Source organism: Desulfovibrio faecalis (assembly GCF_053570625.1).
Genome location: NZ_JBRBQR010000001.1, coordinates 1,006,291 through 1,030,481, shown reverse-complemented (window position 1 = coordinate 1,030,481; position 24,191 = coordinate 1,006,291). Strand labels below are relative to the sequence as shown.

General features: G+C 50.8%; 25 protein-coding genes and 2 tRNA genes. 6 read left to right on the top strand and 21 right to left on the bottom strand.

What is annotated here, in order from left to right; translation table 11 throughout:
* Positions 1–43: 43 nt before the first annotated feature.
* The 6 genes from ACUZ79_RS04575 to ACUZ79_RS04550 all read right to left on the bottom strand — a co-directional run bounded on the left by ACUZ79_RS04575 (position 44) and on the right by ACUZ79_RS04550 (position 5,092).
* Positions 44–946 (bottom strand): hypothetical protein, encoded by a 903-nt coding sequence (locus ACUZ79_RS04575; RefSeq protein WP_449250834.1) that lies wholly within the window; start codon positions 944–946, stop codon positions 44–46.
* Entirely contained in the window at positions 943–1,731 is a 789-nt protein-coding gene (locus tag ACUZ79_RS04570; RefSeq protein WP_449250833.1) for a hypothetical protein, read from the bottom strand. Before ACUZ79_RS04570 ends, ACUZ79_RS04575 begins: the two co-directional genes overlap by 4 nt.
* A 270-nt stretch (positions 1,732–2,001) precedes the next feature.
* Complete coding sequence (locus tag ACUZ79_RS04565; protein WP_449250832.1) at positions 2,002–2,940, bottom strand: hypothetical protein; 939 nt, start codon at positions 2,938–2,940, stop codon at positions 2,002–2,004.
* A gap of 589 nt (positions 2,941–3,529) precedes the next feature.
* Positions 3,530–3,925, bottom strand: a complete 396-nt coding sequence (locus ACUZ79_RS04560) for a DUF6573 family protein (protein WP_449250831.1) — start codon at positions 3,923–3,925, stop codon at positions 3,530–3,532.
* A gap of 250 nt (positions 3,926–4,175) precedes the next feature.
* Positions 4,176–4,568, bottom strand: coding sequence for a DUF6573 family protein (locus ACUZ79_RS04555; RefSeq protein WP_449250830.1), 393 nt, complete (start codon positions 4,566–4,568; stop codon positions 4,176–4,178).
* 311 nt (positions 4,569–4,879) lie between these two features.
* Positions 4,880–5,092, bottom strand: coding sequence for a hypothetical protein (locus ACUZ79_RS04550; protein ID WP_449250829.1), 213 nt, complete (start codon positions 5,090–5,092; stop codon positions 4,880–4,882).
* 104 nt (positions 5,093–5,196) lie between these two features.
* Between ACUZ79_RS04550 and ACUZ79_RS04545 the strand changes: the two genes are divergently transcribed.
* Positions 5,197–5,436, top strand: coding sequence for a hypothetical protein (locus ACUZ79_RS04545; RefSeq protein WP_449250828.1), 240 nt, complete (start codon positions 5,197–5,199; stop codon positions 5,434–5,436).
* Positions 5,437–5,448: 12 nt separating this feature from the next.
* On the opposite strand, the gene ACUZ79_RS04540 is transcribed toward ACUZ79_RS04545, so the two are convergent.
* From ACUZ79_RS04540 to ACUZ79_RS04510, 7 genes are all read right to left on the bottom strand, one after another.
* A complete protein-coding gene (locus ACUZ79_RS04540; protein WP_449250827.1) occupies positions 5,449–6,228 on the bottom strand; it encodes a hypothetical protein in 780 nt (259 codons plus the stop codon).
* Positions 6,229–6,341: 113 nt separating this feature from the next.
* The gene (locus tag ACUZ79_RS04535) at positions 6,342–6,689 is read right to left on the bottom strand and encodes a hypothetical protein (RefSeq protein WP_449250826.1); all 348 of its coding nucleotides are present in this window, start codon (positions 6,687–6,689) and stop codon (positions 6,342–6,344) included.
* A gap of 70 nt (positions 6,690–6,759) precedes the next feature.
* Positions 6,760–9,858, bottom strand: a complete 3,099-nt coding sequence (locus tag ACUZ79_RS04530; RefSeq protein WP_449250825.1) for an HsdR family type I site-specific deoxyribonuclease — start codon at positions 9,856–9,858, stop codon at positions 6,760–6,762.
* A 70-nt stretch (positions 9,859–9,928) separates the two neighbouring features.
* Complete coding sequence (locus ACUZ79_RS04525; RefSeq protein ID WP_449250824.1) at positions 9,929–11,137, bottom strand: restriction endonuclease subunit S; 1,209 nt, start codon at positions 11,135–11,137, stop codon at positions 9,929–9,931.
* On the bottom strand, positions 11,134–12,693 hold the full coding sequence (locus ACUZ79_RS04520; protein ID WP_449250823.1) for a type I restriction-modification system subunit M: 1,560 nt from the start codon (positions 12,691–12,693) through the stop codon (positions 11,134–11,136). Before ACUZ79_RS04520 ends, ACUZ79_RS04525 begins: the two co-directional genes overlap by 4 nt.
* 447 nt (positions 12,694–13,140) lie before the next feature.
* Positions 13,141–13,217, bottom strand: a tRNA-Pro gene (locus tag ACUZ79_RS04515).
* 36 nt (positions 13,218–13,253) lie between these two features.
* A tRNA-His gene (locus ACUZ79_RS04510) sits at positions 13,254–13,329 on the bottom strand.
* A 229-nt stretch (positions 13,330–13,558) separates the two neighbouring features.
* Between ACUZ79_RS04510 and murA the strand changes: the two genes are divergently transcribed.
* Positions 13,559–14,809, top strand: coding sequence for a UDP-N-acetylglucosamine 1-carboxyvinyltransferase (gene murA / locus ACUZ79_RS04505; RefSeq protein WP_192112350.1), 1,251 nt, complete (start codon positions 13,559–13,561; stop codon positions 14,807–14,809).
* A 106-nt stretch (positions 14,810–14,915) separates the two neighbouring features.
* Positions 14,916–15,608, top strand: a complete 693-nt coding sequence (locus ACUZ79_RS04500) for a BON domain-containing protein (protein ID WP_449250822.1) — start codon at positions 14,916–14,918, stop codon at positions 15,606–15,608.
* Positions 15,609–15,748: 140 nt separating this feature from the next.
* Here the strand turns inward: ACUZ79_RS04500 and ACUZ79_RS04495 are convergent, their stop codons facing one another.
* Genes ACUZ79_RS04495 through ACUZ79_RS04480 form a run of 4 tightly spaced genes read right to left on the bottom strand, consistent with a single transcriptional unit; the run spans position 15,749 to position 18,957 of the window.
* A complete protein-coding gene (locus tag ACUZ79_RS04495; protein WP_449250821.1) occupies positions 15,749–16,258 on the bottom strand; it encodes a translation initiation factor 2 in 510 nt (169 codons plus the stop codon).
* 58 nt (positions 16,259–16,316) lie between these two features.
* Entirely contained in the window at positions 16,317–16,820 is a 504-nt protein-coding gene (locus tag ACUZ79_RS04490; protein WP_449250820.1) for a cob(I)yrinic acid a,c-diamide adenosyltransferase, read from the bottom strand.
* Entirely contained in the window at positions 16,820–17,824 is a 1,005-nt protein-coding gene (gene amrS / locus ACUZ79_RS04485; protein WP_240823762.1) for an AmmeMemoRadiSam system radical SAM enzyme, read from the bottom strand. The genes ACUZ79_RS04490 and amrS overlap by 1 nt, the downstream gene beginning before the upstream one ends.
* A 2-nt stretch (positions 17,825–17,826) precedes the next feature.
* Positions 17,827–18,957 carry a hypothetical protein gene (locus tag ACUZ79_RS04480; protein ID WP_449250819.1) on the bottom strand — a complete coding sequence of 377 codons (1,131 nt, stop codon included), beginning with the start codon at positions 18,955–18,957 and terminating at the stop codon, positions 17,827–17,829.
* A 143-nt stretch (positions 18,958–19,100) separates the two neighbouring features.
* On the opposite strand from ACUZ79_RS04480, the gene purM reads away from it, so the two are divergent.
* Both purM and ACUZ79_RS04470 read left to right on the top strand, forming a co-directional pair.
* A complete protein-coding gene (gene purM, locus ACUZ79_RS04475) occupies positions 19,101–20,159 on the top strand; it encodes a phosphoribosylformylglycinamidine cyclo-ligase (protein ID WP_449250818.1) in 1,059 nt (352 codons plus the stop codon).
* 163 nt (positions 20,160–20,322) lie between these two features.
* Positions 20,323–20,787, top strand: a complete 465-nt coding sequence (locus ACUZ79_RS04470; protein ID WP_449250817.1) for a YccF domain-containing protein — start codon at positions 20,323–20,325, stop codon at positions 20,785–20,787.
* A 56-nt stretch (positions 20,788–20,843) separates the two neighbouring features.
* Here the strand turns inward: ACUZ79_RS04470 and ACUZ79_RS04465 are convergent, their stop codons facing one another.
* Complete coding sequence (locus ACUZ79_RS04465) at positions 20,844–21,443, bottom strand: TetR/AcrR family transcriptional regulator (protein WP_449250816.1); 600 nt, start codon at positions 21,441–21,443, stop codon at positions 20,844–20,846.
* Positions 21,444–21,563: 120 nt separating this feature from the next.
* Here ACUZ79_RS04465 and ACUZ79_RS04460 point away from each other — a divergent pair, with 120 nt between their 5' ends.
* Positions 21,564–22,340 carry a MipA/OmpV family protein gene (locus ACUZ79_RS04460; RefSeq protein WP_240823757.1) on the top strand — a complete coding sequence of 259 codons (777 nt, stop codon included), beginning with the start codon at positions 21,564–21,566 and terminating at the stop codon, positions 22,338–22,340.
* A gap of 107 nt (positions 22,341–22,447) precedes the next feature.
* Here ACUZ79_RS04460 and ACUZ79_RS04455 read toward each other — a convergent pair whose 3' ends face one another.
* The 3 genes from ACUZ79_RS04455 to ACUZ79_RS04445 form a co-directional block, all read right to left on the bottom strand.
* Complete coding sequence (locus tag ACUZ79_RS04455; RefSeq protein ID WP_240823756.1) at positions 22,448–23,164, bottom strand: DUF134 domain-containing protein; 717 nt, start codon at positions 23,162–23,164, stop codon at positions 22,448–22,450.
* A gap of 270 nt (positions 23,165–23,434) precedes the next feature.
* On the bottom strand, positions 23,435–23,800 hold the full coding sequence (locus ACUZ79_RS04450; protein WP_449250815.1) for a response regulator receiver protein: 366 nt from the start codon (positions 23,798–23,800) through the stop codon (positions 23,435–23,437).
* A 6-nt stretch (positions 23,801–23,806) separates the two neighbouring features.
* Entirely contained in the window at positions 23,807–24,184 is a 378-nt protein-coding gene (locus ACUZ79_RS04445) for a NifB/NifX family molybdenum-iron cluster-binding protein (RefSeq protein WP_192112333.1), read from the bottom strand.
* Between the last annotated feature and the right edge of the window lie 7 nt (positions 24,185–24,191).

Genomic DNA, 24,191 nt, shown 5'->3' with positions numbered 1-24,191 from the left:
TTAGCTACAAAACCCTGTCCTACCTGCAATAAATAGTTTTTAATTACCAAACATCGAATTGAATTGGCCTATCTTTTTGCCGTTGCGTGATAACTTCTTCACGTAACTTCAAATACAAAGCATTCAACATTACCAATTTTGAAGTATCAGCTGCAACATCATTCAAGTCAAATCCAATTTCATAAGCAATAAAATTTTCATATTCATCTCTTAAAGATTTATTATTAAGATTATTATAATAATCACTATTCGGAACTCCATTCTTATTGTGTGAACTGAATGACAATGTAACTTCTTTTTGTTGAATTTCAGAAAAGAATATTGCACGACCACTTGCTGCCCATCTGATAAATGAAGAGCAATCGCACGACCACGCATTTGAATCTTTCAATTTAGCATAGCTTCCAATTCCCAACAAATGAACCCTTTTCCCAACAGCATTAAATCTATCAACTATCATATTTATACTTTTTGAAGACAACCTATTAACTACTTGTGCGCTTATTGCTATTAAATCATACTTTGACTTCAAATAAAATTCTATTTCTTCATCATCTTTAGAATGCATTACTGGAATTGGCATAAATCCCATCTCTTCAAGCCTATTCTGAAAAGATAAATTTACAAATAACCTATCATTGCTTTTGTAATCTGGATCAAAGTTCGCATACAAATCAAATACACCGCTCAATGAATCAATCGATAAGGCATACTTGTTGAAGCATTCTTCAACATCATACAAATCTGACCTGTTGAACAATTCAAAAGTGCCGCTATCTAAAAATAATGAATTTGTAATTCCCTTCATCGCACTCCAAAGAGTAGCATCTATCCCCTGATTATTCCTAAATACAAATGGCTGAAGTACATTCAACTTCAAGTTATCTCGAATATTATAAAGATCAAGTATAATTTGTGGTGCAATTGACGATAGATAAATTCTCATTTCAATTCCCTTATAAGAATATCAACAAATTCTTCGAATTCATTCTTATTAATTTCATTACCCAATTTATAATCGCCATCATTTTCACTATCCACCTTGTCATACAACATCTCCAAACTACAAATAAGATCTATCAATCCAGAATTATCAATAAATTCTGTATTCTCATCTTGCGAGAGAATACTCTGAATATCACAGTTCATTTTTTCAATATTCTGCTGCAATCTTGGATTTAGAACAGCTTTTTTAGACAGAGCTACATTTTGAGTTTGGTTTGCAAAAATAGACTGTAATGTCTTTGTTTGATTTTTGCTCAACTTGAGACGATCAATATTTGCTTTCGTCAGCAAACTTGCGACTCCAGCTTTTGCAAACAGAGCGACAGCATTTTCAGAAACTCCGTTGATGCCATTGCACTTTAAAACATGGTTCAGAATCACAGCTTTGGTAGCATCATCTGGGCTTTCAGTTTCGAATGGCTTCAAAAATACTGAGATATTTTTACCCGTTGGAAGTGCATCAGCAATCTTCAGCAGATTTTCAAAACCAAGCCAATGGCATTCTTGTGGAGGATTCATTCGAGCAATTTGCATGATTTCAACACAAGCCAGCATCGACAATCCGCTTTTCCTGACAGCTTCTTGAAATTCAAGCATATTTTTCGACTTGAGATCCAGCAGCACACTTCCCAAGCGGATTTTGAGCCGCACGTCTTCTTCGTTGTGTCGCCGCTCCATGCTTCGCATCTCATCAGATAACATGCTCAAATTATTAAAATTTTCCACTTTCTACACCAACTTTTTAGAATTATCAAAAAATAACGGATACTTAGAACGCAAATCAGAAATATTTGAACTATTTTCCATAACCATCTGAAAAATCAGAATAAATCTTAAAAGATGGCTGTTTGCGCTCACGCCGAGCCACATCTGTATTATATTTTTACGAAGATTTCGAAAATAAAATGGGCCGTACAACTACGACCCATTCTTTTTTACCAATTCCAGGCTGTAACCGATTTGCAAGAGCGGGATTCCCCCATACGCGTTTATGATTTAAGCCGCTTCTCCTGGAACTGCCTTTAAGCTTTCGATTAAGTTTTCGAGGACATGGATTGCGCTGTCGACTTGCTCCTTAGACGGCTTGGAGAGCTTGGGCTTTGTATTTTCAAGCCAACCTGCCAATTCTTCGACCTTGCGCGTAAATGTCGTGAACTGGGGTTTACAACCACCAATTCCCTGCCTGCTCATTTTTTCCGCAGGATTTGCTTGCGGATCGCCTTCGGTAATGATCGCATTATCATTTTCACTCGAGATTTCGGCAACTTGAGTTTTTTCATCAGCCGAATTGGCTGATTCTGTGACAGTTGCTGTCAGCGCAGCCCATTTCTTTTTGAATGTTGTAATATTTATCAAATGGTTAAGATTAATGATGTTTCCGTACCTACTCAGGAGTTCAGCAAGATTCATTTCAATTTTTGCCTCGCGGCAGACAAAATTTCTAATCAAGCACAGCTGGTACACTTGACTGATCCCAAGCTGGGCGTAGTCCTGAGCATCAAGAGTTTGTGCGAGCAGCATATATTTGCCCATCGTTGACATGCCGCAACAACATTCGGTGCAAATTTTGGACAGTTGGGCAGTCCATGTGCCATGCGCAAGCATACCCTTCAGCTTATTTGCGGCCTCACCCGCTGCAATCGCTGACAACAGGCCAGAGATACTCGACTGGACAACCGCATTATGAGCGTTTACAATAAATGCGCTCAGTTTTTCCTTGTCATCGCCAGCACTAGTAAGTGCTTTATTCAATTCAGTTTTCTTGCTTGCAATGTCGTCACGAAATTTGTTTTGATTGGCATGGCAGTTCTGCAACCACTCCGGCTGCACAACACCATCAGCATACTGCTCGGATTGACCGGCAGGGTTGATGACCTCAGAGGATATATCGGCAAAACCACTATCATTAGTGCTGGTTAATGCTAAAGCTGTCATTCTGATCTCCATTCGCGATTCAAGTTCGTTTCACTGAGATTCAAAATCCTCAAGCGTTGAGGATTTTAAAACTGCCCTAGGCCATGACATTCGCATCGGGGACAATTCGAGAACCCCAAAGCGGTCAAAGCAGGCTTAAAACGCGGTTTATTGACCGCTACGCAAAATGAAGGAGATGAGATGGAACTTGGGCAGGAATGCGGTAAACCCGCAGCTCACAAGAAAACAATCTCACCAGTCCACAATTTGGAACCCTTCTCCGCTAAAAAAAAGCCCGCTTGATAAATTTCAAAATAGTTAAAAATCAAATCAAAACTATCAATTGAATATCAAGTGGATCATATGCGGAGCGAAGATCGCTCTCAAAATGTGGGGTTGGCTGAGTTTTTTCTTGGAGCCTCCTTGCCCTCAAAGCGAGAGGGGGAATTGATTACTTTGACTGAATCAGACAATATCAGCTTACTACAGCGACATTCCCTGTATACGACTTAACATTTACGCATCATGCTGCAACAAGTCAATGCTACACTGCCTCAATCAAGCATTTTTTTCAATAAAAGGCCGGAAAACATTCCGACCTTGAGTTATATCAATCATCTTCGGGAAGCATAATAGTAAGCACTGGCTCACCAGAATCACCAGGGCCAATAACCGCGAGGACTTTCACCGTTCGACTGATGTTACGTTCTGCTGGCGCCATAGCAAAGCTCACATCGTAATAGATGCGATCCGTATTTGGGCGCAGCTTTATTTTGAACAGCAGCAGCATCAACACATCTCGCAGCCGTGCTTCCGTAGTTTGCCCCTCGGCAATCAAGGCTTCACTGGCCTGGATGAATTGATCAAACAAGTTTGCCGTAACCGCCACAGGAACTTTGAAGCCCATCGCCTCAGCTGTGTCAGTAACGTCAATCAAGACACCATCCGCAATAGCCTGTGCACGTGTGTAGGCGTAGATGATATTCCAATCAGATAGATCACTCACAATATACCTCCTTATGGTTTTAAGGGGGTATATCTCTCTGAACATTGGGAAAAATCACTCTGCGGATTCAGACCATACGCGACTGCTTATTGGCCGTTTACAGAGGCGAAATCGACCATTGGGCCATATTTTAATTCTAAAGGGGGATTTTTCCCAAACCTAGCCCAACCTGTAGCCCAAGGGGGGAAATTTCAGAAGTTTTCAAAAATAAAAAGCCGCATCCAACCGATACGGCTAACTTTTTTAATACCTAATCATCTTCGGGAAGCATGATCGTCAATACAGGCTCACCAGAATCACCAGGGCCAATTGCAGCGATAACTTGCACGAGTCGAGGTTCAATGCCATCTCCCAATTCCATGTCGAAGCTCACGTTGAATGTGATTCGGTCTGTGTGAGGCCGTGCCATGATCTTCAGCAGTAATATTACCAGCAGATCGATCATACGCGATTCGGATGTTTGTCCAGATTCAACCAATTTTGCACTTGGCAGAATGAAGCCGTTGAAAAGCGTTGCTGTAACCGCCACTGGGACGATGAATCCAAAATCACTTACAAAGTCTGATACATCTACCAGAACACCATCATTAAGAGCTTTTTGCCTAGTGTAACAACAAATAAGCTGCCAGTCTTTACAATCCATTAGAATACCTCCAAATAGATTTTTGATGAAATATCTATTTGAAAGTGTTAAATATAAAGTACACATACGCATAAACATGACCTGGCCACTTGCCATATAAAAACGAACATTGGGCCATATTTCGATTTTAAAGCGAATTTTTCCAAATCCTAGCCCAACCTGTATCCCAGAGAAAAAATCTCAGGAGGGCTTAAATATGGCCCAGGAAAAGTGCTTGGGGAAGATTTTGGGGATGGGAATTTGGATGGGCCTGGGAATTTCCAAAAGAAAAATCCCATTCGCATGGGATTTTGTTAATAGCTCAATATTCGCTACTTCTTGAATGGATCAGTGGTCGCTCTAACCAGGTAATATGCGGTAAGAATTTTGCTATCATCAGCACTGCTCGCGAATGCTTTCAAATACTTACGCGCTTGTTCTGGGGTTATGCCCCTTACCTCTTCAGTCAAAAATTCATTCAAGGTCATTCTCAATGCCGCAGCCACTTCCTGAATAGCTGCCAAGTGAGTTTCTGTAATTTCCATTCTGCAATTCCTCCCATACATAATATAGTAAATAGCTATATTTTTATGTAGATGCAGAATTTACCTTTAACAGATAATTTACAAAACATTTATGGAGATTTACTATGGACCAGAATAATAATCTTGTGCCGCTAAATGATAAGATTACCGATGATTGTATTCCAGCATCATTGATATTTCAAGATGAAGCTGCCTATTGCTTACAAGATACATTTAAGCTTACCAAAGCAATACTAAAATGCCAGTTGGACATTTTTGATCAGATTGGTTCGATTTTAGCTGAGCTTCAGGAACAGGCGAGGCAGGAGGCAGAGGAAGGTGGGAATGAGGTTGAGGAGGGTTGATTATTCTGGGCGCTATGATTCATCCTCGTCTTTAACCATCTCTGGACGAAAAGACTTTAACAATGAACGCGCCAACATTTCAGCAGATGTCCTTTGCTCATCTGATAATCCATCATCAAATTTTTGCCTCTCAGCCAATTCTATTGGGAGGCCGAGTTGCACTGCAATATATGCCCACATATATGCATCTTTAGAGCTATATGAATTCAATTTTTTTTCTAAAATTGAATTCAGACATTCAACTTGCTTAAAATTTTTCTCTATTGCGGTAGCAATTCTATATTCAAGAGAACTTTCTCCCGCTGTCATTTCAAAATCAACAATATCTAATATGCTTTTTACAGGTGGCTCTTGGTTTCCCAATGCATCACTAAAAAATATTATTACTTCTGCCTGCTTTCCTTGCAAACTATTTAGTATACCACCAAATTGTCCCCAATTAATTATCCGCTTTCCACGTGGAGGAAGGTAGGGAATCCCTGTAATGAAAGGCCCTTCGGAAAAAATCTTAGCTTTTGTCTTTCCACCAGAAGAAATCCCCCAAGCATTATACATTAGATTTGAGGGAATTTCAAACTTAACATTATAGGCTGGTGCTGATCCTATATTTTCGATTACAAGCTGCAAAGCCTGTGAATCATCCTTACGCAATCGTGGATAAACAGCAACATAAGGCTTCCATTGCGCTTCGAGCGATTTTTTCGTTGCCCTCGCCATTAACCATGTTGCATATGCCATAAAACATGTTGCACCCGTCATTAAGACATTCGCTATTAATGCCCAGTCTTCCATTATTCCCCCCTATATTTGCCCTTCACAAAATCTGGCTGCAGTAATGAACCTCACAATCTCAGGCTTTTTATATTCATATGAATTAAAAAAAACTACAATTTTAACAGATATCATCAATACTCTTCCGCTATCGGTTGTTTCTTTCCAATATCAACCACAATCTCATGCACCTTCACATGGAACCACTGCTTAAATAACCGTAGATCCATTTTCTTGGGCCATGCCTCTTCATCAGTGTACCACCCCGCAAGCTCCTCCTCGAAGATGACCTTGAAATTTTTCTTGATCAGCTTCTCCGGATCGTCACCATCTTCTGAGGCATCTACAAGGTACACTTGCGAGTTCGACAGAATGTCTTCATCGGATATTTCTGCGGCCTTGGCATCGGTGCTTTGAACCCATTTGATAAACGGCTCTTTGGGAATAACCGTAATGGCGGCTTTGTTGATTATGTCCAGCATGGGTTGGCCTCCAAATTTAAGCAGATGAGCAGAACCTGTTGGTTTGAGTAGTATCAGACCGAAAGTGTAATCAAATCTGACCGCCTACGCCCTTGAATTTTTCCACAAAGGCCGCGATGCGCTGAAAAACCCCTTGCTTTTTTGTGAGGTACTGCGGGTTCAGCGGGCTCATCTTAGGCAGAATGTCGTTCAATTCCGTACCGTTTTCACTGGCAAATTCCCGCTTCAGTGAGGTGGTGATATACCGCTTTGCGGCCTCTTCATTCAGATTTTCGCCAGTGATCAGCTCTTGCGCTTCACGCTGCTGTTCTGCTCTGGCATAGGCAAAGAAGGCATCAATCACACTGGCCTTGTCGCCAAGCTGATCCAGATCGGTGTGGTTGATAAAGTCAACCAGCAGGCTCTCTTTAGCGCGGTTGCCTAGGCTGGCACGGATTACGCGGCGCACGTCTTCAACTAATACAGCCTTGTCCTTGCTCTTTTTGTTCTTTTCAAAGATCAGTTCCAGAATGTAATCCAGATTGATTTCCTGCGATTTGAGTAGATCCACTTCAAAGACCACATCATCCCAATCAATGGTTGAAGTGTCTTTGTCCTTGGCGGATTTTTCGCAGCGCAGCCAGTCGCGCACATCGTTGTAGGTCGAGCGATAATCCTGAATCTTTCGTTCAGGGGGCATGGTGATGGCTTGCAGGGCGTCCAGGTCTTCATCCGTGAGGTAGTGCGTGACCTTGAACGCCTCAAGCACCACAGGGTCGTTTGTGTCGATAGTTTGCAGGGCCTTGAGGCTGGCAAACTCATCATAGTTTTGCAGCACGTTTTCTACACGCAGATACTCGCCAAACAATTTGGCAAAGGCCTTTTTATCCGACTCTTTTTCAATGGCCGAGGGATAGGGAAAACGCTGCTCAAGCTCCTTCACCACATCCACAAAGCCACGCCGCGCCTCCCCTGTGAGCGCATCGGTAAAGCCCTCCATGTACTCTTTGTAGCTTTTTTCGAGCACCACATTCTTGGTATTTTTGTCGCCAAACAGGGTGATCGCGTCTATGGTTGCCTGCTCCAGATCGCGGAAGGTAACAATATTGCCAAAGGTTTTGGTGGCGTTAAAAATACGGTTGGTGCGGGAATAGGCTTGCATGAGGCCATGATAGCGCAGATTTTTATCCACAAACAGGGTGTTGAGCGTGGGAGCGTCAAAGCCAGTCAGGAACATGCCCACCACAATGAGCAGGTCAACCTCCTGATTTTTTACGCGCAAGGCAAGATCACGGTAGTAATTCTGGAAGGCACTACTCTCTACGCTAAAGTTGGTTTTAAACAGCGCGTTGTAGTCGGCAATAGCCGCGCCCAGAAATTCCTTAGCGCTACTATTCATGGCAGAAACGTCAAAGCTTTCATCCTGAATATCGCCCACTGCATCCTGTTCTTCATTAGCGGCAAAGGAGAAGATGGTAGCCACTTTCAGCTTATTTTCGCTATTGCTCTGCACGGCCTTGAACGATTCGTAATACAGCTTGGCGGCATCTACGCTGCTAACGGCAAACATGGCGTTAAAGCCTTTACCTCCAACCTGAAAACGGTGGGTCTTTTGCCGAAAGTTGTTCAGAATGTACTGGCTTACCTCGCGTATGCGCTCTGGGTGCAGCAGGGCCTGTCGGTTCTCTGCCGCGCTGAGTTTAGCTTCATCAATCTCGGTTTCAATAGCCTTGAACTGTGGGCGCACATCGTTGTAGTCCACCTTGAACTTGAGCACCTTTTCATCACGGATGGCATCGGTGATAACATAGGAATGCAACTCACGGCCAAACACGCTGGCGGTGGTTTCTGCACCTAAGGCATTCTGTGGAAAAATCGGCGTTCCCGTAAAACCGAACTGGATGTATTTTTTAAACTTCTTTTTCAGATTCTTTTGCGCCTCACCAAACTGACTGCGATGGCATTCGTCAAAAATAAAGACCACCTGTCTGCTGTAGATGGGCAGGTCGGCCTCGCTTTTCATAAGATTGTTGAGCTTCTGGATGGTGGTGACAATGATTTTGTTGTCGTCCTTGTCCAGATTGCGCTTCAATCCTGCTGTACTCTCCGAGCCGTTGACGCTGTCGGGCGAAAAACGCTGGTATTCCTTCATGGTCTGGTAATCCAGATCCTTGCGGTCAACCACAAAAAAGACCTTGTCGATGCAATCAAGCTCGGTGGCAAGTCTTGCTGCCTTGAAGCTGGTAAGAGTTTTGCCAGAGCCTGTTGTGTGCCAGATAAAGCCGCCGCTTTCGGGCTTGTTCCATCGTTTAGCCTGATGGGCGTTGTTGATCTTCCACAATATGCGCTCTGTAGCCGCAATCTGGTAGGGGCGCATGACAAGCAGGGTATTGCTGACATCAAACACAGAATAGTGCAGCAGCACGCTGAGCAGGGTGTTCTTTTGAAAAAACGTGGCAGTAAAGTCTTTTAGATCTTTGATAAGGCTGTTGTCGGCTTTGGCCCAGTTCATGGTAAAGTCAAAGCTGTTTTTGTTGCGCTGCGTGGTGTTGGCAAAATAGCGCGTATCTGTGCCGTTGGAGATCACAAACAGTTGCAGATATTTGAACAGGGAGAGATCGCTATTGAAGCTCTCTTTGCTGTAGCGGTGTACCTGATTGAATGCTTCACGAATGGCTACGCCACGCTTTTTCAGCTCTACCTGCACCAGGGGCAGGCCGTTGACCAAAATTGTTACATCATAGCGGTTGGCGTGGCTGCCGACCTGTTCAAACTGGCTGATAACCTGCACCTTGTTGCGGGCGAGGATTTTCTTGTCCAGCAGATAGATGTTCTGGATGCGCCCATCATCAAAAACAAAGTCGTGAATGTAGTCGTCATGGATCTTGCGGATTTTGTCGATAATAGTGTCACTGGGCTTGTTCAGCCATGTATTCACAAACCGCCGCCACTCGCTGTCTGAAAACCGCACGTTGTTGAGGGCCTGTAACTGATCGCGCACGTTAGTCAGCAATTTCTCCTGTGTGGTCAGGTCAGGTGCGTATTCGTAGCCCTGATTTTGCAAGTCCTGAATAAGCTCCCGCTCAAGGTCGCTTTCTGTCTGGTAATTTTGCGCTGCCTGCCAAGCCCTCTCGTACTTGTCGAGCACGATAAAGTTGTTGGATTCTGCGATGGGTGTATAGTCTTTCATCTGTATCCTTCACGCTGGCAGGTCGTCTTTGTGCTGATTCTGGCCCAGATCCTTTATCACCCGGTATGGGTTATGCCACCCCTTGCGGCTTGGGAAAGCTGAACAGCATGTCGCGGTAATATTCATACTGCTTTTGACGCAGCTCGATTTCGCGAGGCAGGCCCTCACTGATGGAGTTGGTTAAGGCATCAAACTTGTCGAGGATAGCGACGATACGGGCTTGCTCAGCGAGGGATTTTTTAGGGTCGTTTGAGTATGGAATGGGTATTAAGAGCTTCTCCATGATAACCTTGGAACTTAGATTCGGTTGTGCCCCACCCCCGGCCAAAACGTAGATTTCTTCAGTCTTAGTAAGCAAAAAATGATATAAGTAGCGACAATTTAGAAGATTTTTATTAGGCATAAACTTTCCTACGCGCTGATTTAGGTAGGCAGTATTGCTGTTATCAAAATAACCGATCTTGCCAGTGGTTGCCCCTGACATTGCGATTAGAACATCACCGCTCCTTATCGCGTAGTTTTGTGTATTTTCTTTATAATCACTTGGGTTGAAGAACTTAACATCTGTTAAGTCAACATTTGGGCCGTTTATGTTGGTGATTCTTACAATGGGCAGCCCGGTTTTTCGGAACAGGTTACTTTTAAAAGCGAATCCGTTCTTGAAGTCGCAAACCTCCCCCAGCGTCATCCATTCCACCTCACCTTCTTCAAAGCTCAGCAACTGATCGCGGTAGTAGGTGTACTGCTTTTTGCGGGCGGTCAGTTCTGCGGTCAGTTCTGCGGTCAGTTCTGTAAAGGCGTCCAGAATACGGACAATTTCCGCCTGAATTTCGAGCGATTTTTGGGGGTTGTTGGGGCAGGGGATGGGGACTGAAATTTTTTCAAGAACTGTTTTTGATAGTCTTGGAACACTTGCCCGACGAACTTGGCTTAATATTTTCTGCTGTTGCGTTACTAGGTAGTAGTATAAAAACTTATTAATAAATTCAGGAGCATCAAGGAAGTGGACATCATCAGCAGCCCAAAATTCAACCGCGCTATATCCGATTTCTCCTGCCGCACCAGCACAAATAATAAAAGTAGTCTCTGCACGAACATTGCTTTCATGATAATAACCAAGAGGAGTTGTGCTGTTTTGGTACACAGCGTAATCCCCTGTGGTTTCTAGCTGGCTTTTTACGAGTCTCCTACCCCGTTGAACTTTGGCCACTTCCCCCAACTTCTTCCACTCCACCTCTACGCCGTCCAGCAGCTTTTCCAGAAAGTTTGCGTGGCTCATGATTCCAGCCCTTCGCCTTCTATCTCGACCACAATAGCGTCAATGTCTTTGCGTAACTGGTCTATTCTGGCCACCGTGGTTTTAAGCTCGGCATTGACCTGAACGATATTTACGACCTCGCGGGTATCCTTGGCTTCCACATAGCTGTTTACCGACAGGTTATAATCGTTAGCGGCAATGACCTCATACGGTACCGATTTGGCAAAGTGCTCAACATCCGCCTTGCTATCGAAGACCTGCATGATCTGTTCAATATGCTCATCACGAAGCACGTTGTTGTTGGTTATCTTGTCGAACAGGCCGCTGGCATCGATAAACTGGGTTTTGGTGTACTTTTTGTTCTTGGCTAGCACCAGAATGTTGACGGCAATGCTGGTGCCATAAAACAGATTGGGCGCAAGGGAGATGACGCTTTCCACATAGTTGTTGGATACCAGATACTGCCGGATTTGCTTTTCTGCGCCGCCCCGGTAAAAAATACCCGGAAAGCAGACAATGGCAGCGCGGCCCTTGCTAGAAAGGTAGCTGAGCGAGTGTAGCACAAAAGCAAAGTCGGCCTTGGACTTAGGCGCGAGCACACCTGCCGGAGCAAAGCGAATGTCGTTGATCAGGGTGGGATCGTCAGCACCGATCCACTTCACTGAGTAGGGCGGGTTAGAAACAATCGCGTCAAAGGGTTTTTCATCATCAAAGTATGGGTCGAGAAGGGTATTACCGAGCTGGATGTCAAACTTGTCGTAGTTGACGTTGTGCAGAAACATGTTCATGCGCGCCAAGTTGTAAGTGGTATGGTTGATCTCCTGCCCGAAAAAGCCTTCTTCAATGATGTGTTCGTCAAACTGTTTTTTGGCTTGCAGCAGGAGGGAGCCAGAACCACAAGCCGGGTCGTAGATCTTATTCACGCTGGTTTGCTTGTGCAGGGCCAGCCGCGCAATGAGTTTTGACACATGCTGCGGGGTGAAAAACTCACCGCCGGATTTACCCGCGTTGGCGGCGTAGTTGGAGATAAGAAATTCGTAGGCATCGCCAAACAGATCAATGTGATTGTCTTCAAAATCACCAAAGTTCAAACCAGCTACGCCGTTGAGTACTGCTGCAAGACGGGTGTTTCTGTCCTTTACCGTATTGCCCAAGCGGTTACTGGTGGTGTCGAAATCTGCAAACAAGCCCTTTATGTCCTGCTCTGAGGGGTAGCCAGCAGCAGAATTTTCAATAGCGGTAAAGATTGCGGCAAGACCAGTGTTGAGATTCTCATTGGTATTGGCCTTGGCTACTACATTGGCAAAAAGCTGGCTGGGGTAGATAAAGTAGCCCTTGGCCTTGATAGCATCTTCCTTGATGGCTGCCAGATTTTCATTTTTGTCGTCCAAAGCGGTGTAGTCGATGCTTGCATCACCACCCTGCATATAGCTGGCAAAATTTTCGCTGATAAAGCGGTAGAACAGGGCACCAAGCACATATTGCTTGAAATCCCATCCATCGACAGCACCGCGCACATCGTTGGCGATTTGCCATATCTGGCGTTGCAGTTCAGCGCGTTGTTGGGAGCTCGTCACAGTATATACCTTTCACGGTAAGAATTTTTACAGAATAAAAGTGGGTTCACTTCTTCGGACCAGTCAACGGCAACATTAAGGTGGACAGTTTCATGGGCTAGCTGCCTTTCTAGGGCAATCTAGAGGGGAACTTTCTCTAGCTTGATGACTTAGATATCTCACCGACTTTCTTCCGTCAAAGGATTGTCGGGGCTGGTTAAGACGTCAAACCATAAGAGTAGGGAATAACACCAAATCACGCACCAATCGCCCTCATGTCCGCAAGCGTTTGTATCGTTGATGTAACTTTTTAACTTGTGGCCATGTGGCGCGATATTTTTAAATATATATCATATAGTTACAGTAATTTTCTGAGAAATTCTGCCACACGCCACTTTTGGCGATCCCATCACACGCAAGAAAGGGATAGTCGGACTTTCGTCTAACTATCCCTTTTATTTGGATATATGGTCGGAGCGACTGGATTCGAACCAGCGACTTCCTGCTCCCAAAGCAGGTGCGCTACCAGGCTGCGCCACGCTCCGAAAAAAAACCCGCGCCGTTGCGGCGCGGGAAAATTGTGGGGCGAAAGATGGGACTTGAACCCACGGCCACCTGGGCCACAACCAGGTGCTCTACCTACTGAGCTACTTCCGCCACGGGAAAATTCTTATAAGCAGGTTATTTTAGTTTGGCAAGTATTTTTTCAGCCTAGCTTCATCTGGATTTTATCTAGAAAAGTATCTACACTTGCAACCGCTGCTTGGCTTAGCGGCAAAAATCCGCCAGCCATGCCACTTGCCCGCCTCGCAAGCCAAGATATCGCGTCTAAAATTCAGGCGCTGACGGCACGTCAGGCGTCAAACATTTTTTTCGGGGACACTCCATGGACAAACTGGTTATTGAAGGCGGCGTTCCGCTTACTGGCGGCATTGAGGTCAGCGGTTCCAAAAATGCGGCCTTGCCCATTCTTTTTGCCTGCATTCTGCTGTCAGAGCCGGTCACAATCACCAATGTGCCCAACCTGCGTGATATACATACCACCATCAAGCTCCTGAACATGTTGGGCTGCACCTGCGAATACAACGATCATCGGGTACAGGTGCAGCCCGGCAATTTACTGCCGGAAGCTCCATATGATCTGGTGCGCACCATGCGCGCCTCTGTTCTGTGCCTTGGCCCGCTGCTGGCCCGCATTGGTCAGGCGCGCGTAGCCCTGCCCGGCGGTTGCGCCATTGGCGCACGCCCCGTAGACCAGCATCTCAAAGGGCTGGAGCAGATGGGCGCCAGCTTTCAGCTTGAAGAAGGCTATATCATTGGTCGTTGCCGCCAGCTCAAGGGCGCGCACATATCTTTTGACATGCCCACAGTGGGCGGCACGGAAAATCTGCTCATGGCCGCAGCCCTTGCAGATGGCGAAACTGTACTCGAAAACGCCGCCCGCGAGCCAGAAATTGTTGACCTCGCAAACTTTTTGCGGGCCTGCGGCGCAAAAATCGAGGGGCACGGCACATCCGTTATCCGCATTCAGGGCGTTACCTCCTTGCACGATGGGGAATACCCCGTCATGCCCGACCGCATTGAGGCGGGAACCTTCCTCGTGGCTGCTGGCATCACTGGCGGCGAACTGATGTTGCGCAACTGCCCTTTCAAAGATCTTGAAGCCGTTATTCTCAAACTGCGCAGCATGGGCATGGAGATCACCAACACCCCCGAGGGTGTGCTGGCGCGTTGCGCTGGCCCCTTGCGCGGCACGGATGTAAAAACCCAACCCTACCCGGGCTTTCCCACAGACATGCAGGCCCAGCTTATGGCGCTCATGTGCCTTGCCGAAGGGGCCAGTGTTGTGGAAGAAAGCATTTTTGAAAACCGCTTCATGCACGTGCTTGAGCTCATGCGCATGGGCGCGCAGATCAAGGTTTCCGGCCACACGGCCATGGTGCGCGGCGTGCAGAAGCTCACCGGCGCGCCAGTGATGGCATCCGACCTCCGCGCCAGCGCCTCGCTGGTTCTGGCAGGCCTGGCGGCCAAGGGTGTTACCGAAGTACGGCGCATCTACCACCTCGACCGTGGCTATGAGAGCATCGAGCACAAGCTGAACGCCGTTGGGGCGCGTATCCGCCGCGAAAAAGAATAAAAAACTTCGCTCCTTTTGCAGGCAGCCTCCATGGCACTCCTGCAAAGGCGAGCTGATCGACTACGTTAAGACGATTCGCCCGCAACGCGGGGTTCAGGAGGATTCCATGAAACGACTGGCGCTTCTACTGCTGCTGTTTTGCGTCACGCTGCTGAACGGCTGCGCATACACCGGCTATTCCATCTATGACGACCAGCGCCTGATGGGCACCATGTCGGACGACAAGGAACTCTCTGCCAAAATCAAGACTGCCCTGCTTGACGAAAGCTTCTCTGGCGGCTGGTCTGTTGCGGTATACAGTTTTTACGGCCATGTTTTCCTTGTGGGTGAAATACCCGACACAATGCAGGGCAAGGCTGTGACCATAGCCAACCGCTACAAACCCCGCTCGGTCACGACCCACTGGTTCACCCCCGCCACCAGCGACTCCAGCAATTTTGTGCTGGCCACCAAGCTGCGCAAAGACCTTATTGCCACCAAGGGGCTTTCTTCCACCCGTATAGATACGGAGGTAAATTCCGGGCGTGTGGTGCTGCTTGGCGTGGTGAGGGATGATGCGGAAAAGCAGCTCGCCATCCAGGCCGCGCGCGGTGTTGGTGGTGTGACGGGCGTAACAAGCTACCTCATGCTGCCCCAAAAGGCGGGCCAGCTTGATAATATGCAGCCAGAACACGCCACAGGCGTGAGCCCCATGGACGGCAGCATGGAACCCTCCGGCAGCCCAAGCATCACCCCGGTTTCCAGCGGCGCGAACAGCCCCGGCGGTTCTGGCGATGTGGAGTCGCGCGAGCTGCCGTAGCTACCGAAACTTAATATGGCATAAATCAAAAAGCCGCCTCCCCTGCAAAATTTTCTTGCAGGGGAGGCGGCTTAACATTTGCGCAACAGCCCTTCAGATTTGAGGCACTTTTACCAGAGCCTGGCTAGAGTTCATCAGGCTCAGAGCTCGCTCCCCCGCGCCCGCAATTTCTCGCCCATGCGGCGTAAAACCGGGTTCGACTCGGCCTCAAAATCTTTCCAGTCGGCATCGGCGTAGGCCAGCAAGGCGGCCACAACGTCCAGCGCTTCTTCCACGCTGTCAACCCAGCCGCTGACAGCCCCGTGCAGCATCAGCCCCGGCCCTTCCAGCGGGCCGCGAATACCCAGCACAGGAACTCCAGCCCCGGCGGCCAGCCCCACCTCCACCCCGGCGTCCTGCCCGGAAGCGCCGTAATAAATGACCATATCCGCTGTCAGACAGGCATTGTGGCAAAAGGCGTAGACCTCGCCGCCGTCACGGTCGGTGTCCATCCAGATGCGCCGCTCGGCGGGGGTCAACCCTGGCGGCGGTACGGCTTTGTCTGTCCAGTCCAGCATGCGACAACCCATGCCCCGCAGTTCGCGCCCCAGAAGGCGCACTCCGTGCTTGTGCTTGAAAGACCCGGCCACATAGATGGTCAACACAGACATATACCCGAATTCCTTTTGCAAATACCGGCAAACACACCCAGAAAGGCAACCACAGAGGCTAAAATTCTATGCCCGGAGCTGCTTTGACGCCAGTGCGCCAAGGATGCTTGATTTCGGTCATGGAGGTCACAAGGTCTGCCGCATCCACGAGCCATTCTGGCGCACTGCGGCCAGACAGCACGAGATGACAATCCCTGGCGCGTGCCAGCGCCATGAGTTCTTCCAGCTCCTGCTGCCCAAGTATCCCGGCGCTCAGGGCATACAGGGTTTCATCCAGCACCAGCATGTCTGCCTGCTCGAGCTGCTCACGCGCCCAGCCAAACACCCGCAGGGCGGCCTCACGGTGCGCGGGGCGCTCTGCATCGGTACGCAAAAAGCCCAGCCCTCCGGCAAAAAAGCGTTCTCCCAGCAGCTTGGCAAGCATGGCCTGCTCGCCCGCCTGACCATCGCGCTTCATAAACTGCCCAAAGGCCACAACCATATTCTGCCCCAGGGCACGCACGGTCTGCCCCACGCAGGCGCTGGTTTTTCCTTTGCCGTCACCTGTATACACAAGAATCATTATTTCCAGACTCCCGGGATCTGCACGCCGCACTTGGGGCACTTGCCTTCTGCACCCCGCACGCGCGTGTCGTATCCGTTCCGTTCAATAACCAGCGCATTGCATTCCGGGCAAAACGTATTGCTGCCCAAGGGGCTACGCGTGTTTCCTATATAAACATAATTCAGACCGGCCTCGCGCCCGATGCGCCAACAGGCCTCAAGTGTTGCCAGCGGCGTGTCCGGGTGGTCGATCATCAGATGCGCGCCGTGAAAACCTGTCACATGCCAAGGAGTATCCGGCCCCAGCTCGTCACGGATAAAGGCCGCAAGCGCTTCCATTTCCGCCTGACCATCATTGAGGCCGGGAATAACCAGGGTTGTGACCTCAAGCCACCAGCCAAGTTTTTTGATGGCCTTCAGATTTTCCAGCACAGGCTGAAGATGCCCGCCGCAATATTTGTGGTAAAAGGCTTCGCTGAACGACTTCAGATCCACATTGGCGGCGCAGATGCACCGACTCAGGGCCGCCAGGCAATCCTTGGACATATAGCCGTTGGTCACAAGCACACTGCGTATGCCTTTCTTGGCCGCCATGCCTGCGGTTTCGTAAAGCAATTCAAAAAAAACCGTGGGTTCGTTGTAGGTAAAGGCCATGGTCTGGGCGCGGTTGGCCTGAGCCAGGGCCAGCAGATCTTCTGGCGCAGCGCGCTTGCCGGGCACAATGCCGCTTTCCGGCACGTGGGCTATGTTGTTGTTCTGGCAAAAATGGCAGGAAAAGTTGCATCCGGCGCTACCCACAGAAAAAATCTTGCTACCGGGCAAAAAATGGTAAAGAGGTTTTTTTTCAATGGGATCCATGGCAGCAGCGGTAACGACCTTGCTGACCAGAGAAACCATTTCTCCCCGCATGTTGACGCGCACCCCGCAAATGCCCTTGGCCCCTTTGCGCAGGCGGCAACGGTGAGCGCACAGACGACATACAACAGTGCCGTCAGGCTGAGAATCCCAAAGCGCGGCAAGCATGCTCAACGCCTCTCCCTTCCATCACGGCCCCAGTCGGCGCCGCGCGGGTCATACTGTGAATCGCCCTGATTGCCGGGGCGCGGGTTATACCTGTCGTCTCCCCGCTGGTCATGGCTGTTGTCGCGTGGCCTGTTGGGGCCGTTGTAGCCACCGTCGCGCGAATCATACGGATCGCGGCGCGGGCCATCGTAACGTCCATCGTGCGGCCTGTCATCATATCGGCGATTATCATACTGCCGATCGTCATAGCGCCGATCATCGTAACGCCTGTCGTCATGCCGGCTGTCGTCATGGCGATGCCTGTTATGGTCTGGTTGCGGCGCGGGCTGCCAGATGACCGAAGGCATGTTCTGCTGCCCCGGCCACGAAGGCCCGCCGGGTCTGGGCATGGAACCATACGGATTGGGCCCCCAATGGTTGCCATCGGGGTAAATCTGCGGAGCCACAAAAAAAGTGCCGTAGTTCTGCTGATCCGGGGGAGCGGGCGGCACTACAGAGGTGATGATGTCGCCAGTCTGCGGATCGCGGTACTGGGTCGCGATGCCTCTGTCGTTGAAATTTTCACCCTGGAGCTGCCCTGTGCCCGAAACAACGCTGCCGCTCTGCCCCTGCCAGCCGGGTGCTGGCGCAGGATAAGGCGCATAGCCAGGCCCATAACCCGGCGCATACTCGGGAGCAAAGCCGGGGGCAGGCGCTGGCGGCGGCACGACGGCAGGATTTGGCACAGGGGCCGCAGAGGGAACAGGAGCGGGGGCAGGAGCATCCGCTGGCCCCGGCAGGGAACCAAAAGAGGAATAGGGAGCCATGCCCCCTGCACCGGGCCAAGGGGTCGGCTGCCCAGGGGCGGCAGACTGCAAATCGGGTGACGGCCCAGCCGCCTGTTGGCCTGGCTGTTGATTTGGCGGCTGCCCCGGTTGCGGGCCAGACTGCGGCGCAGCTGGTTTCTCTACAGATGGCCGGGCTGGCGCAACAGGAGGTTCTGGCTGAGCAGGCTGAACCGCCTGCACCGGGCCAAGCTTCACGCCAGTGACAGGCGCGCGGTATTCCGCAGCGCCATCCACAGCAAGGGACGCGCCGGAACAAACGAATGTCAGTACGGCGCAGAAAATATACAATCCGGCATATCTACGCATGGCACGCTCCTTACCCCTCCGATTTTATTCTAGCAGTGGCGCGCAAGCCGGTCTATGAAAAAACTCGCGGCTACGGCCTCAAAAAGTCGCTTGGGGTTTGAAAGAACCTGTGGTATGTAGCGCAGATTCAAAGGAGGCAACGGATGTCCAGCGACCGCGCAAAAGCCTACACTCAGGCAGGCGTTGATATTGAGGCGGGAAACGCTCTCGTTTCACGCATCAAAGGCATGGTTCAGAGCACGCAGACCAGAGGCGTCATTTCCGATATTGGCGGCTTCGGCGGCCTGTTCCGGCCTGACCTCAACGGCATGACCGAACCTGTGCTTGTTTCTTCCACCGATGGCGTGGGAACCAAGCTCAAACTGGCTTTTGCCTGCAACAAGCACGATACTGTGGGCATCGACCTTGTGGCCATGAGTGTCAACGACATTCTGGTTCAAGGTGCCAACCCCCTGTTTTTTCTTGACTACTTTGCAACCGGCAAACTTAACGTAGAAACCGCCCAGACCGTCATTGGCGGCGTGGCCGAAGGTTGCCGCCAGTCCGGATGCGCCCTGCTTGGCGGTGAAACCGCCGAAATGCCCGACATGTACGCACCAGGCGAGTATGACCTTGCCGGTTTTTGCGTGGGCATTGTAGATAATGCCAAGCTCATTGACGGCTCCGGCATTCAGGTGGGCGACAAGATCATCGGCATCGCCTCCTCTGGCCTGCACTCCAACGGCTTTTCCTTGGCCCGCAAGGTGCTTGACCAGAGCGGCCTTTCCCTCACCGATCCCTTCCCCGGCGGGGATGGAGCCAGCGTTGGCGATGTGCTGCTGACGCCCACCACCATCTACGTGGAAGCGGTGCGCTCCCTGCTGCGGGACATGAACGTCAAGGGCATGGCCCACATCACCGGCGGCGGCTTTTACGACAACATTCCCCGCGTACTGCCCGCCCAGGTGGAAGCACGCATTCATTTTGGCAGCTGGCAGATGGCCCCCGTCTTCAACTGGCTCAAGGAAGCGGGCAACCTCAGCTGGCCGGAAATTCTGCAAATATTCAACGGCGGCATCGGCTATGTGCTGGTGGTTCCTGCCGATCAGGCCGAAGAAGCAATCAACCGCATTCAGGCCTTCAAGCTGCGGGCATGGTGCATAGGCGAAATAGCCCGCCGTTCCAAGGATGACGAACAGGAACAGGTCATCATCAACTTCTAGGGCATAGTCATTATTTATCTGCTCTAGCCCAGATTATAAAGGGCCGCCCGGCATCACCGGGCGGCCCTTTCGTTTCAAACTGCTTTTCTTTTTCGCATTGCGTTGACATACTCAGCGATCACTGGCCGCACGGATACCGCACGGCCCACTTCAGGAGGATATCATGAACAGCGCCATCAGTTGCCTTGGAAACGCCATCTGGTTTTTGTGCGGCGGCATTGTCATGGGCCTTGTGTGGTGGCTATACGGAGTGCTCTGCTTTATTTCCATCGTGGGCATTCCCTGGGGCAGGGCATGCTTTGTCATGGGCAACTTCGCCTTCTTCCCCTTTGGCAAAATGCCCGTTGCGCGCGATGTGCTCACCGGCAGGCAGGATGTGGGCACCGGCCCGTGGGGCACGGTGGGCAACATCATATGGCTTGTGTTGGCTGGCGTGTGGATTGCCCTGGGGCATCTGGTTTCCGCCGTCATGTGCGCGGTGACCATAATAGGCATTCCTTTTGCTTGGCAGCACGTCAAACTTGCTGCGCTGGCCCTCTGTCCCATCGGCAAGACCATTGTACCCGCGCCCCTGGCCGATGCTGCCGAACGCGCAGCAGCAGAACGAGGCTTCCGCGACGGGCGCTAGTAAAGATCGCTTTGCCGCATCACCACGTGATCAAAAATCGCGGAGCTGGCGCAGCTTCAGTCAGCGGATTCGCAGGCGAACAGTTCCGCCAGTTGCTTTGCATAAAATTTATTCATGTACTCAATGTCAATCCGGGGCGAATCCGCTCCGCGCAGCAGATTAACGACCATTGACGCCCCCATGATCTGCGCCAGTATCAGCTCTGCCCGCGTGGCGGCATGCTCACCGGGCAGCAGCTCCATAATGTCCTGGCGGATGTTGTCGTAGGTTTTTGCCATCACGTCCGAGACATTGGGGTCCAGTGCAGAAAGGGCCGTGATGCGAAAATCTGTGGCCCACGCGCTCTGCGCACCGCCAGAGAGAATGCTGCCCATGGCCAAACTGGTTTTTTCCATAGGCGGCACATCCGGCAGGGCCTCAATGCCTTCTGAATTCAAAATGGACGCCACTTCAAGAAAAAGATTCCTTTTTGAGCCGAAATAGCGGCTGATAAGTGCCGGGTTTACCCCGGCCGCTGCGCCGATTTCCCGTATCCCCACATTGCCGTAGTTGGCTTTGGCAAAGAGCCTTCGCGCCGCCTGCAAAAGACGGTTTCTTGTTTCTGCGGCATTGCGTTTGCGCTGCGAGCCAGTGACTGGTTTACGTTCAGGAGCCATTGCTATCCCCTATGGTTGCTGCGGCTTGACACCGTTGGTTTCATGAGGCTACTTTTGAGTAATCAATTGATTACAGATTTTCCATAAAAAGTGCAATGCCTTTGTTGCACGGGAGGGTTCATGAAAATACGGGGATTGTCGTGCTTTGCGGCATTAACCATCCTTCTTTTAACGGCTTTTTCTGCCATTGCGGAAGAAGGCAAAACCGACAGCAACAGATGGGGATTCAACCTTGGCATTGGCGGCACTGTTTCCACCTCGGAATACAAGGGAGTGGAAAGGCTGGGTACGGCCCTGCCCTTGCTGGGATATGAAGGCGAGTATCTGTATTTGCGGGGATTGAGCGGCGGCGTGCACCTGTTCAAGAACGAATACCATGAGGTCAACGTGCAGCTTTCGTATCTGCCGCAGCATTTTTATGCTTCATGGAGCGACAACTCGGGCATGAAAAAACTTGATGACCGCTATGCCTCGGCAATGGCCGGCATCAACTACCGCTTGCGCACAGAACTGGGCGTGCTGGCCGCCACTCTTTCCACTGATGCGCTGGGCGTGAACAAGGGCGTGATGGCTGACGCCTCCTATTCCTACCCCATCCGCTTTGCCAATATGTCGCTTATCCCCACGGCTGGCGTGCAGTGGACCGATGTGAACTACAATGACTATTATTACGGAGTGAGCAAGAGCGAGGCCCGAGCCAGCGGCCTGAGCAACTACTCGCCGGAATCAGCCCTCTCGCCTTATGCCGAACTGACCTTGCGGGTCGGCCTTACAGAAAGCTGGAGCGCCTTTGTGAGTGGAAAAAGCCAGTTTTTGGGACAGGAAATAACCGACAGCCCCATGGTTGAACGCAACAACAAGTATTCGTTGAGCGGGGGCTTTCTTTACGCATTCTAAAGCAGTAGGCATTACCAGTTTTCCCGGAGGCTTGCCGCCGGGTTATCAACAGGGGCGCTTTCTGAACGGGCGGAAATGTGCGGGCCTTTGCCGCGACCTGCACTGCTCTACCGTTCAGAAGCGCAACCGCCCTGACAAAGATGCCCGGGGCCGAAAGGAACAAGCCTGCCCGCAGCAAAGGCGTTAAGACAGTCTGCCACTGTGGGCAGATTGGCATTGTAATACACGGCGATACCTGCCTCCTGCAAAGCCCGCAGGGGCCTCATGCCCATGCCGCCCGCGAGCAGAGCGCCAACGCCAAGACGCAGCAGGGCCTGTACAGGCCCGGCGCAATCCCCGCCCTGATGCATGGGATTGGGCTGAATGCTGACCGCCCCGATATTGCCGTCTTCCACCCTGGCAAGGGTATAGAACTGACATCGGCCAAAATGCGCGTTGGGCGCAGCATCCAGGCCGCCAGGGGCAATGCTTGGCACAGCCACCACCAGCCCGCCCGGCATGGCATCCTCGCTTGCTACCCCCTCGGCAGTCGCATCCACAGCGCACACCCCGCCCTCAATGCGCAGGGCCTGCCCCTGCACAAGAGCCTGAGCCACGCTGCGGCGCGCGCGCCGCAAAAGCCTGCCAAAGGTATGCCGCGAAACACCCATGCGGGCTGCGGCGGCATCCATGTTCAGGTCTTCAAAATCAGCCAGCCGCAGGGCTTCCAGGCCATCCAGCGACAGCACAACCTCTTCAAGTTCGTGCAGGGGAATACCGTTGGGCTTGAAACATCTGTTTTTTGGCAGGGCGCTTACGCGCCTGCAATGGCAAGGTCTTGGCATAATTTCCCAGTAATATGGTTTTATTTGAGAATAAGCCAATGCCACGCCTCGCGCAAGTGGCGCAAGCCGTGACCGTGCACATCCGCCGCTCTGCGCATGACCGGGCCAAAACCGGGAGGGGTAAACCCGGTTCAGGCCCGGCCATGCTTCCCTGGGCCGGAGGCTGCTTGCGCGCAGGCAGCGCGCGCCCAAGGCGCCGTGCAAACCAAGGGTACGGGCAATGGTTTGCGGGAACAATAAAACCTGCCGCGCATGGCGGCTCTCATTTTATCAGGCCTGAAGCTCTGTCAGCAGGCGCGTCACACGGCGGGCATCGTCTGCGGTTGGCATTGTCGGCAGCGAGGCAAGAATACCCAGACCTTCCATGATGTCATGAAAGACATCCTCGGGCATTTCGCTGACAACCGCCGTATGCACCAGCGCGTCCACGCGCATGATGCCGATGACATCCTGCTTCGCCTGTTCCTGCGAGGCGGAATCCAGCACCACCAGCGCCGGGGCCTGCTTTTGCACGCTGCGTTTGCAGGCATCGGCATCAGCAACCGTGGTTACGGCGCAGCCCTGACGTTCAAGCTCCGCCACAAAGGCGGCAAAAGCTGCGGGCCGCCCTGTCTGCAACAGAATGGAGCGCTTCATAACGGTTTAATGCCCGCCGCCGCAGGTATGCTCGGGGGTGAATTCCGTCAGTTTGCCCTGGCAAAATGCCTGTACGGCCATGCCCACGGTGGGCTGGTTGCCTGCAAAGTACACGCTGATGCCCATCTGGTTGAAGCCCATGAGGGGGCGCATGCCCATACCGCCAGCCAGAAGAGCATTGACGCCGTGGGAAGCCAGATACTGCACAGGGGCCATGCACCCGCCCTGCTGATGGGGGATGGATTCAAGGGTGGACTGAGCGGCGACCTGACCATTTTCCAGCTCCACGATGGTGTAAATATCGCAATGTCCAAAATGCATACCCATACCGGAATCCATGCCGCCGGGCATTTGCGAAGGAATTGCCAGAATAGTCTTGCTCATGATGCTT

Coding starts and splice junctions, on each gene's coding strand:
- ACUZ79_RS04575 (WP_449250834.1), bottom strand. CDS start 946: ATGAGAATTTATCTATCGTCAATTGCACCACAAATTATACTTGATCTT.
- ACUZ79_RS04565 (WP_449250832.1), bottom strand. CDS start 2,940: ATGACAGCTTTAGCATTAACCAGCACTAATGATAGTGGTTTTGCCGAT.
- ACUZ79_RS04555 (WP_449250830.1), bottom strand. CDS start 4,568: ATGGATTGTAAAGACTGGCAGCTTATTTGTTGTTACACTAGGCAAAAA.
- ACUZ79_RS04550 (WP_449250829.1), bottom strand. CDS start 5,092: ATGGAAATTACAGAAACTCACTTGGCAGCTATTCAGGAAGTGGCTGCG.
- ACUZ79_RS04545 (WP_449250828.1), top strand. CDS start 5,197: ATGGACCAGAATAATAATCTTGTGCCGCTAAATGATAAGATTACCGAT.
- ACUZ79_RS04540 (WP_449250827.1), bottom strand. CDS start 6,228: ATGGAAGACTGGGCATTAATAGCGAATGTCTTAATGACGGGTGCAACA.
- ACUZ79_RS04535 (WP_449250826.1), bottom strand. CDS start 6,689: ATGCTGGACATAATCAACAAAGCCGCCATTACGGTTATTCCCAAAGAG.
- ACUZ79_RS04530 (WP_449250825.1), bottom strand. CDS start 9,858: ATGAAAGACTATACACCCATCGCAGAATCCAACAACTTTATCGTGCTC.
- ACUZ79_RS04525 (WP_449250824.1), bottom strand. CDS start 11,137: ATGAGCCACGCAAACTTTCTGGAAAAGCTGCTGGACGGCGTAGAGGTG.
- murA (WP_192112350.1), top strand. CDS start 13,559: ATGGACAAACTGGTTATTGAAGGCGGCGTTCCGCTTACTGGCGGCATT.
- ACUZ79_RS04500 (WP_449250822.1), top strand. CDS start 14,916: ATGAAACGACTGGCGCTTCTACTGCTGCTGTTTTGCGTCACGCTGCTG.
- ACUZ79_RS04495 (WP_449250821.1), bottom strand. CDS start 16,258: ATGTCTGTGTTGACCATCTATGTGGCCGGGTCTTTCAAGCACAAGCAC.
- ACUZ79_RS04490 (WP_449250820.1), bottom strand. CDS start 16,820: ATGATTCTTGTGTATACAGGTGACGGCAAAGGAAAAACCAGCGCCTGC.
- amrS (WP_240823762.1), bottom strand. CDS start 17,824: ATGCTTGCCGCGCTTTGGGATTCTCAGCCTGACGGCACTGTTGTATGT.
- ACUZ79_RS04480 (WP_449250819.1), bottom strand. CDS start 18,957: ATGCGTAGATATGCCGGATTGTATATTTTCTGCGCCGTACTGACATTC.
- purM (WP_449250818.1), top strand. CDS start 19,101: ATGTCCAGCGACCGCGCAAAAGCCTACACTCAGGCAGGCGTTGATATT.
- ACUZ79_RS04470 (WP_449250817.1), top strand. CDS start 20,323: ATGAACAGCGCCATCAGTTGCCTTGGAAACGCCATCTGGTTTTTGTGC.
- ACUZ79_RS04465 (WP_449250816.1), bottom strand. CDS start 21,443: ATGGCTCCTGAACGTAAACCAGTCACTGGCTCGCAGCGCAAACGCAAT.
- ACUZ79_RS04460 (WP_240823757.1), top strand. CDS start 21,564: ATGAAAATACGGGGATTGTCGTGCTTTGCGGCATTAACCATCCTTCTT.
- ACUZ79_RS04455 (WP_240823756.1), bottom strand. CDS start 23,164: ATGCCAAGACCTTGCCATTGCAGGCGCGTAAGCGCCCTGCCAAAAAAC.
- ACUZ79_RS04450 (WP_449250815.1), bottom strand. CDS start 23,800: ATGAAGCGCTCCATTCTGTTGCAGACAGGGCGGCCCGCAGCTTTTGCC.
- ACUZ79_RS04445 (WP_192112333.1), bottom strand. CDS start 24,184: ATGAGCAAGACTATTCTGGCAATTCCTTCGCAAATGCCCGGCGGCATG.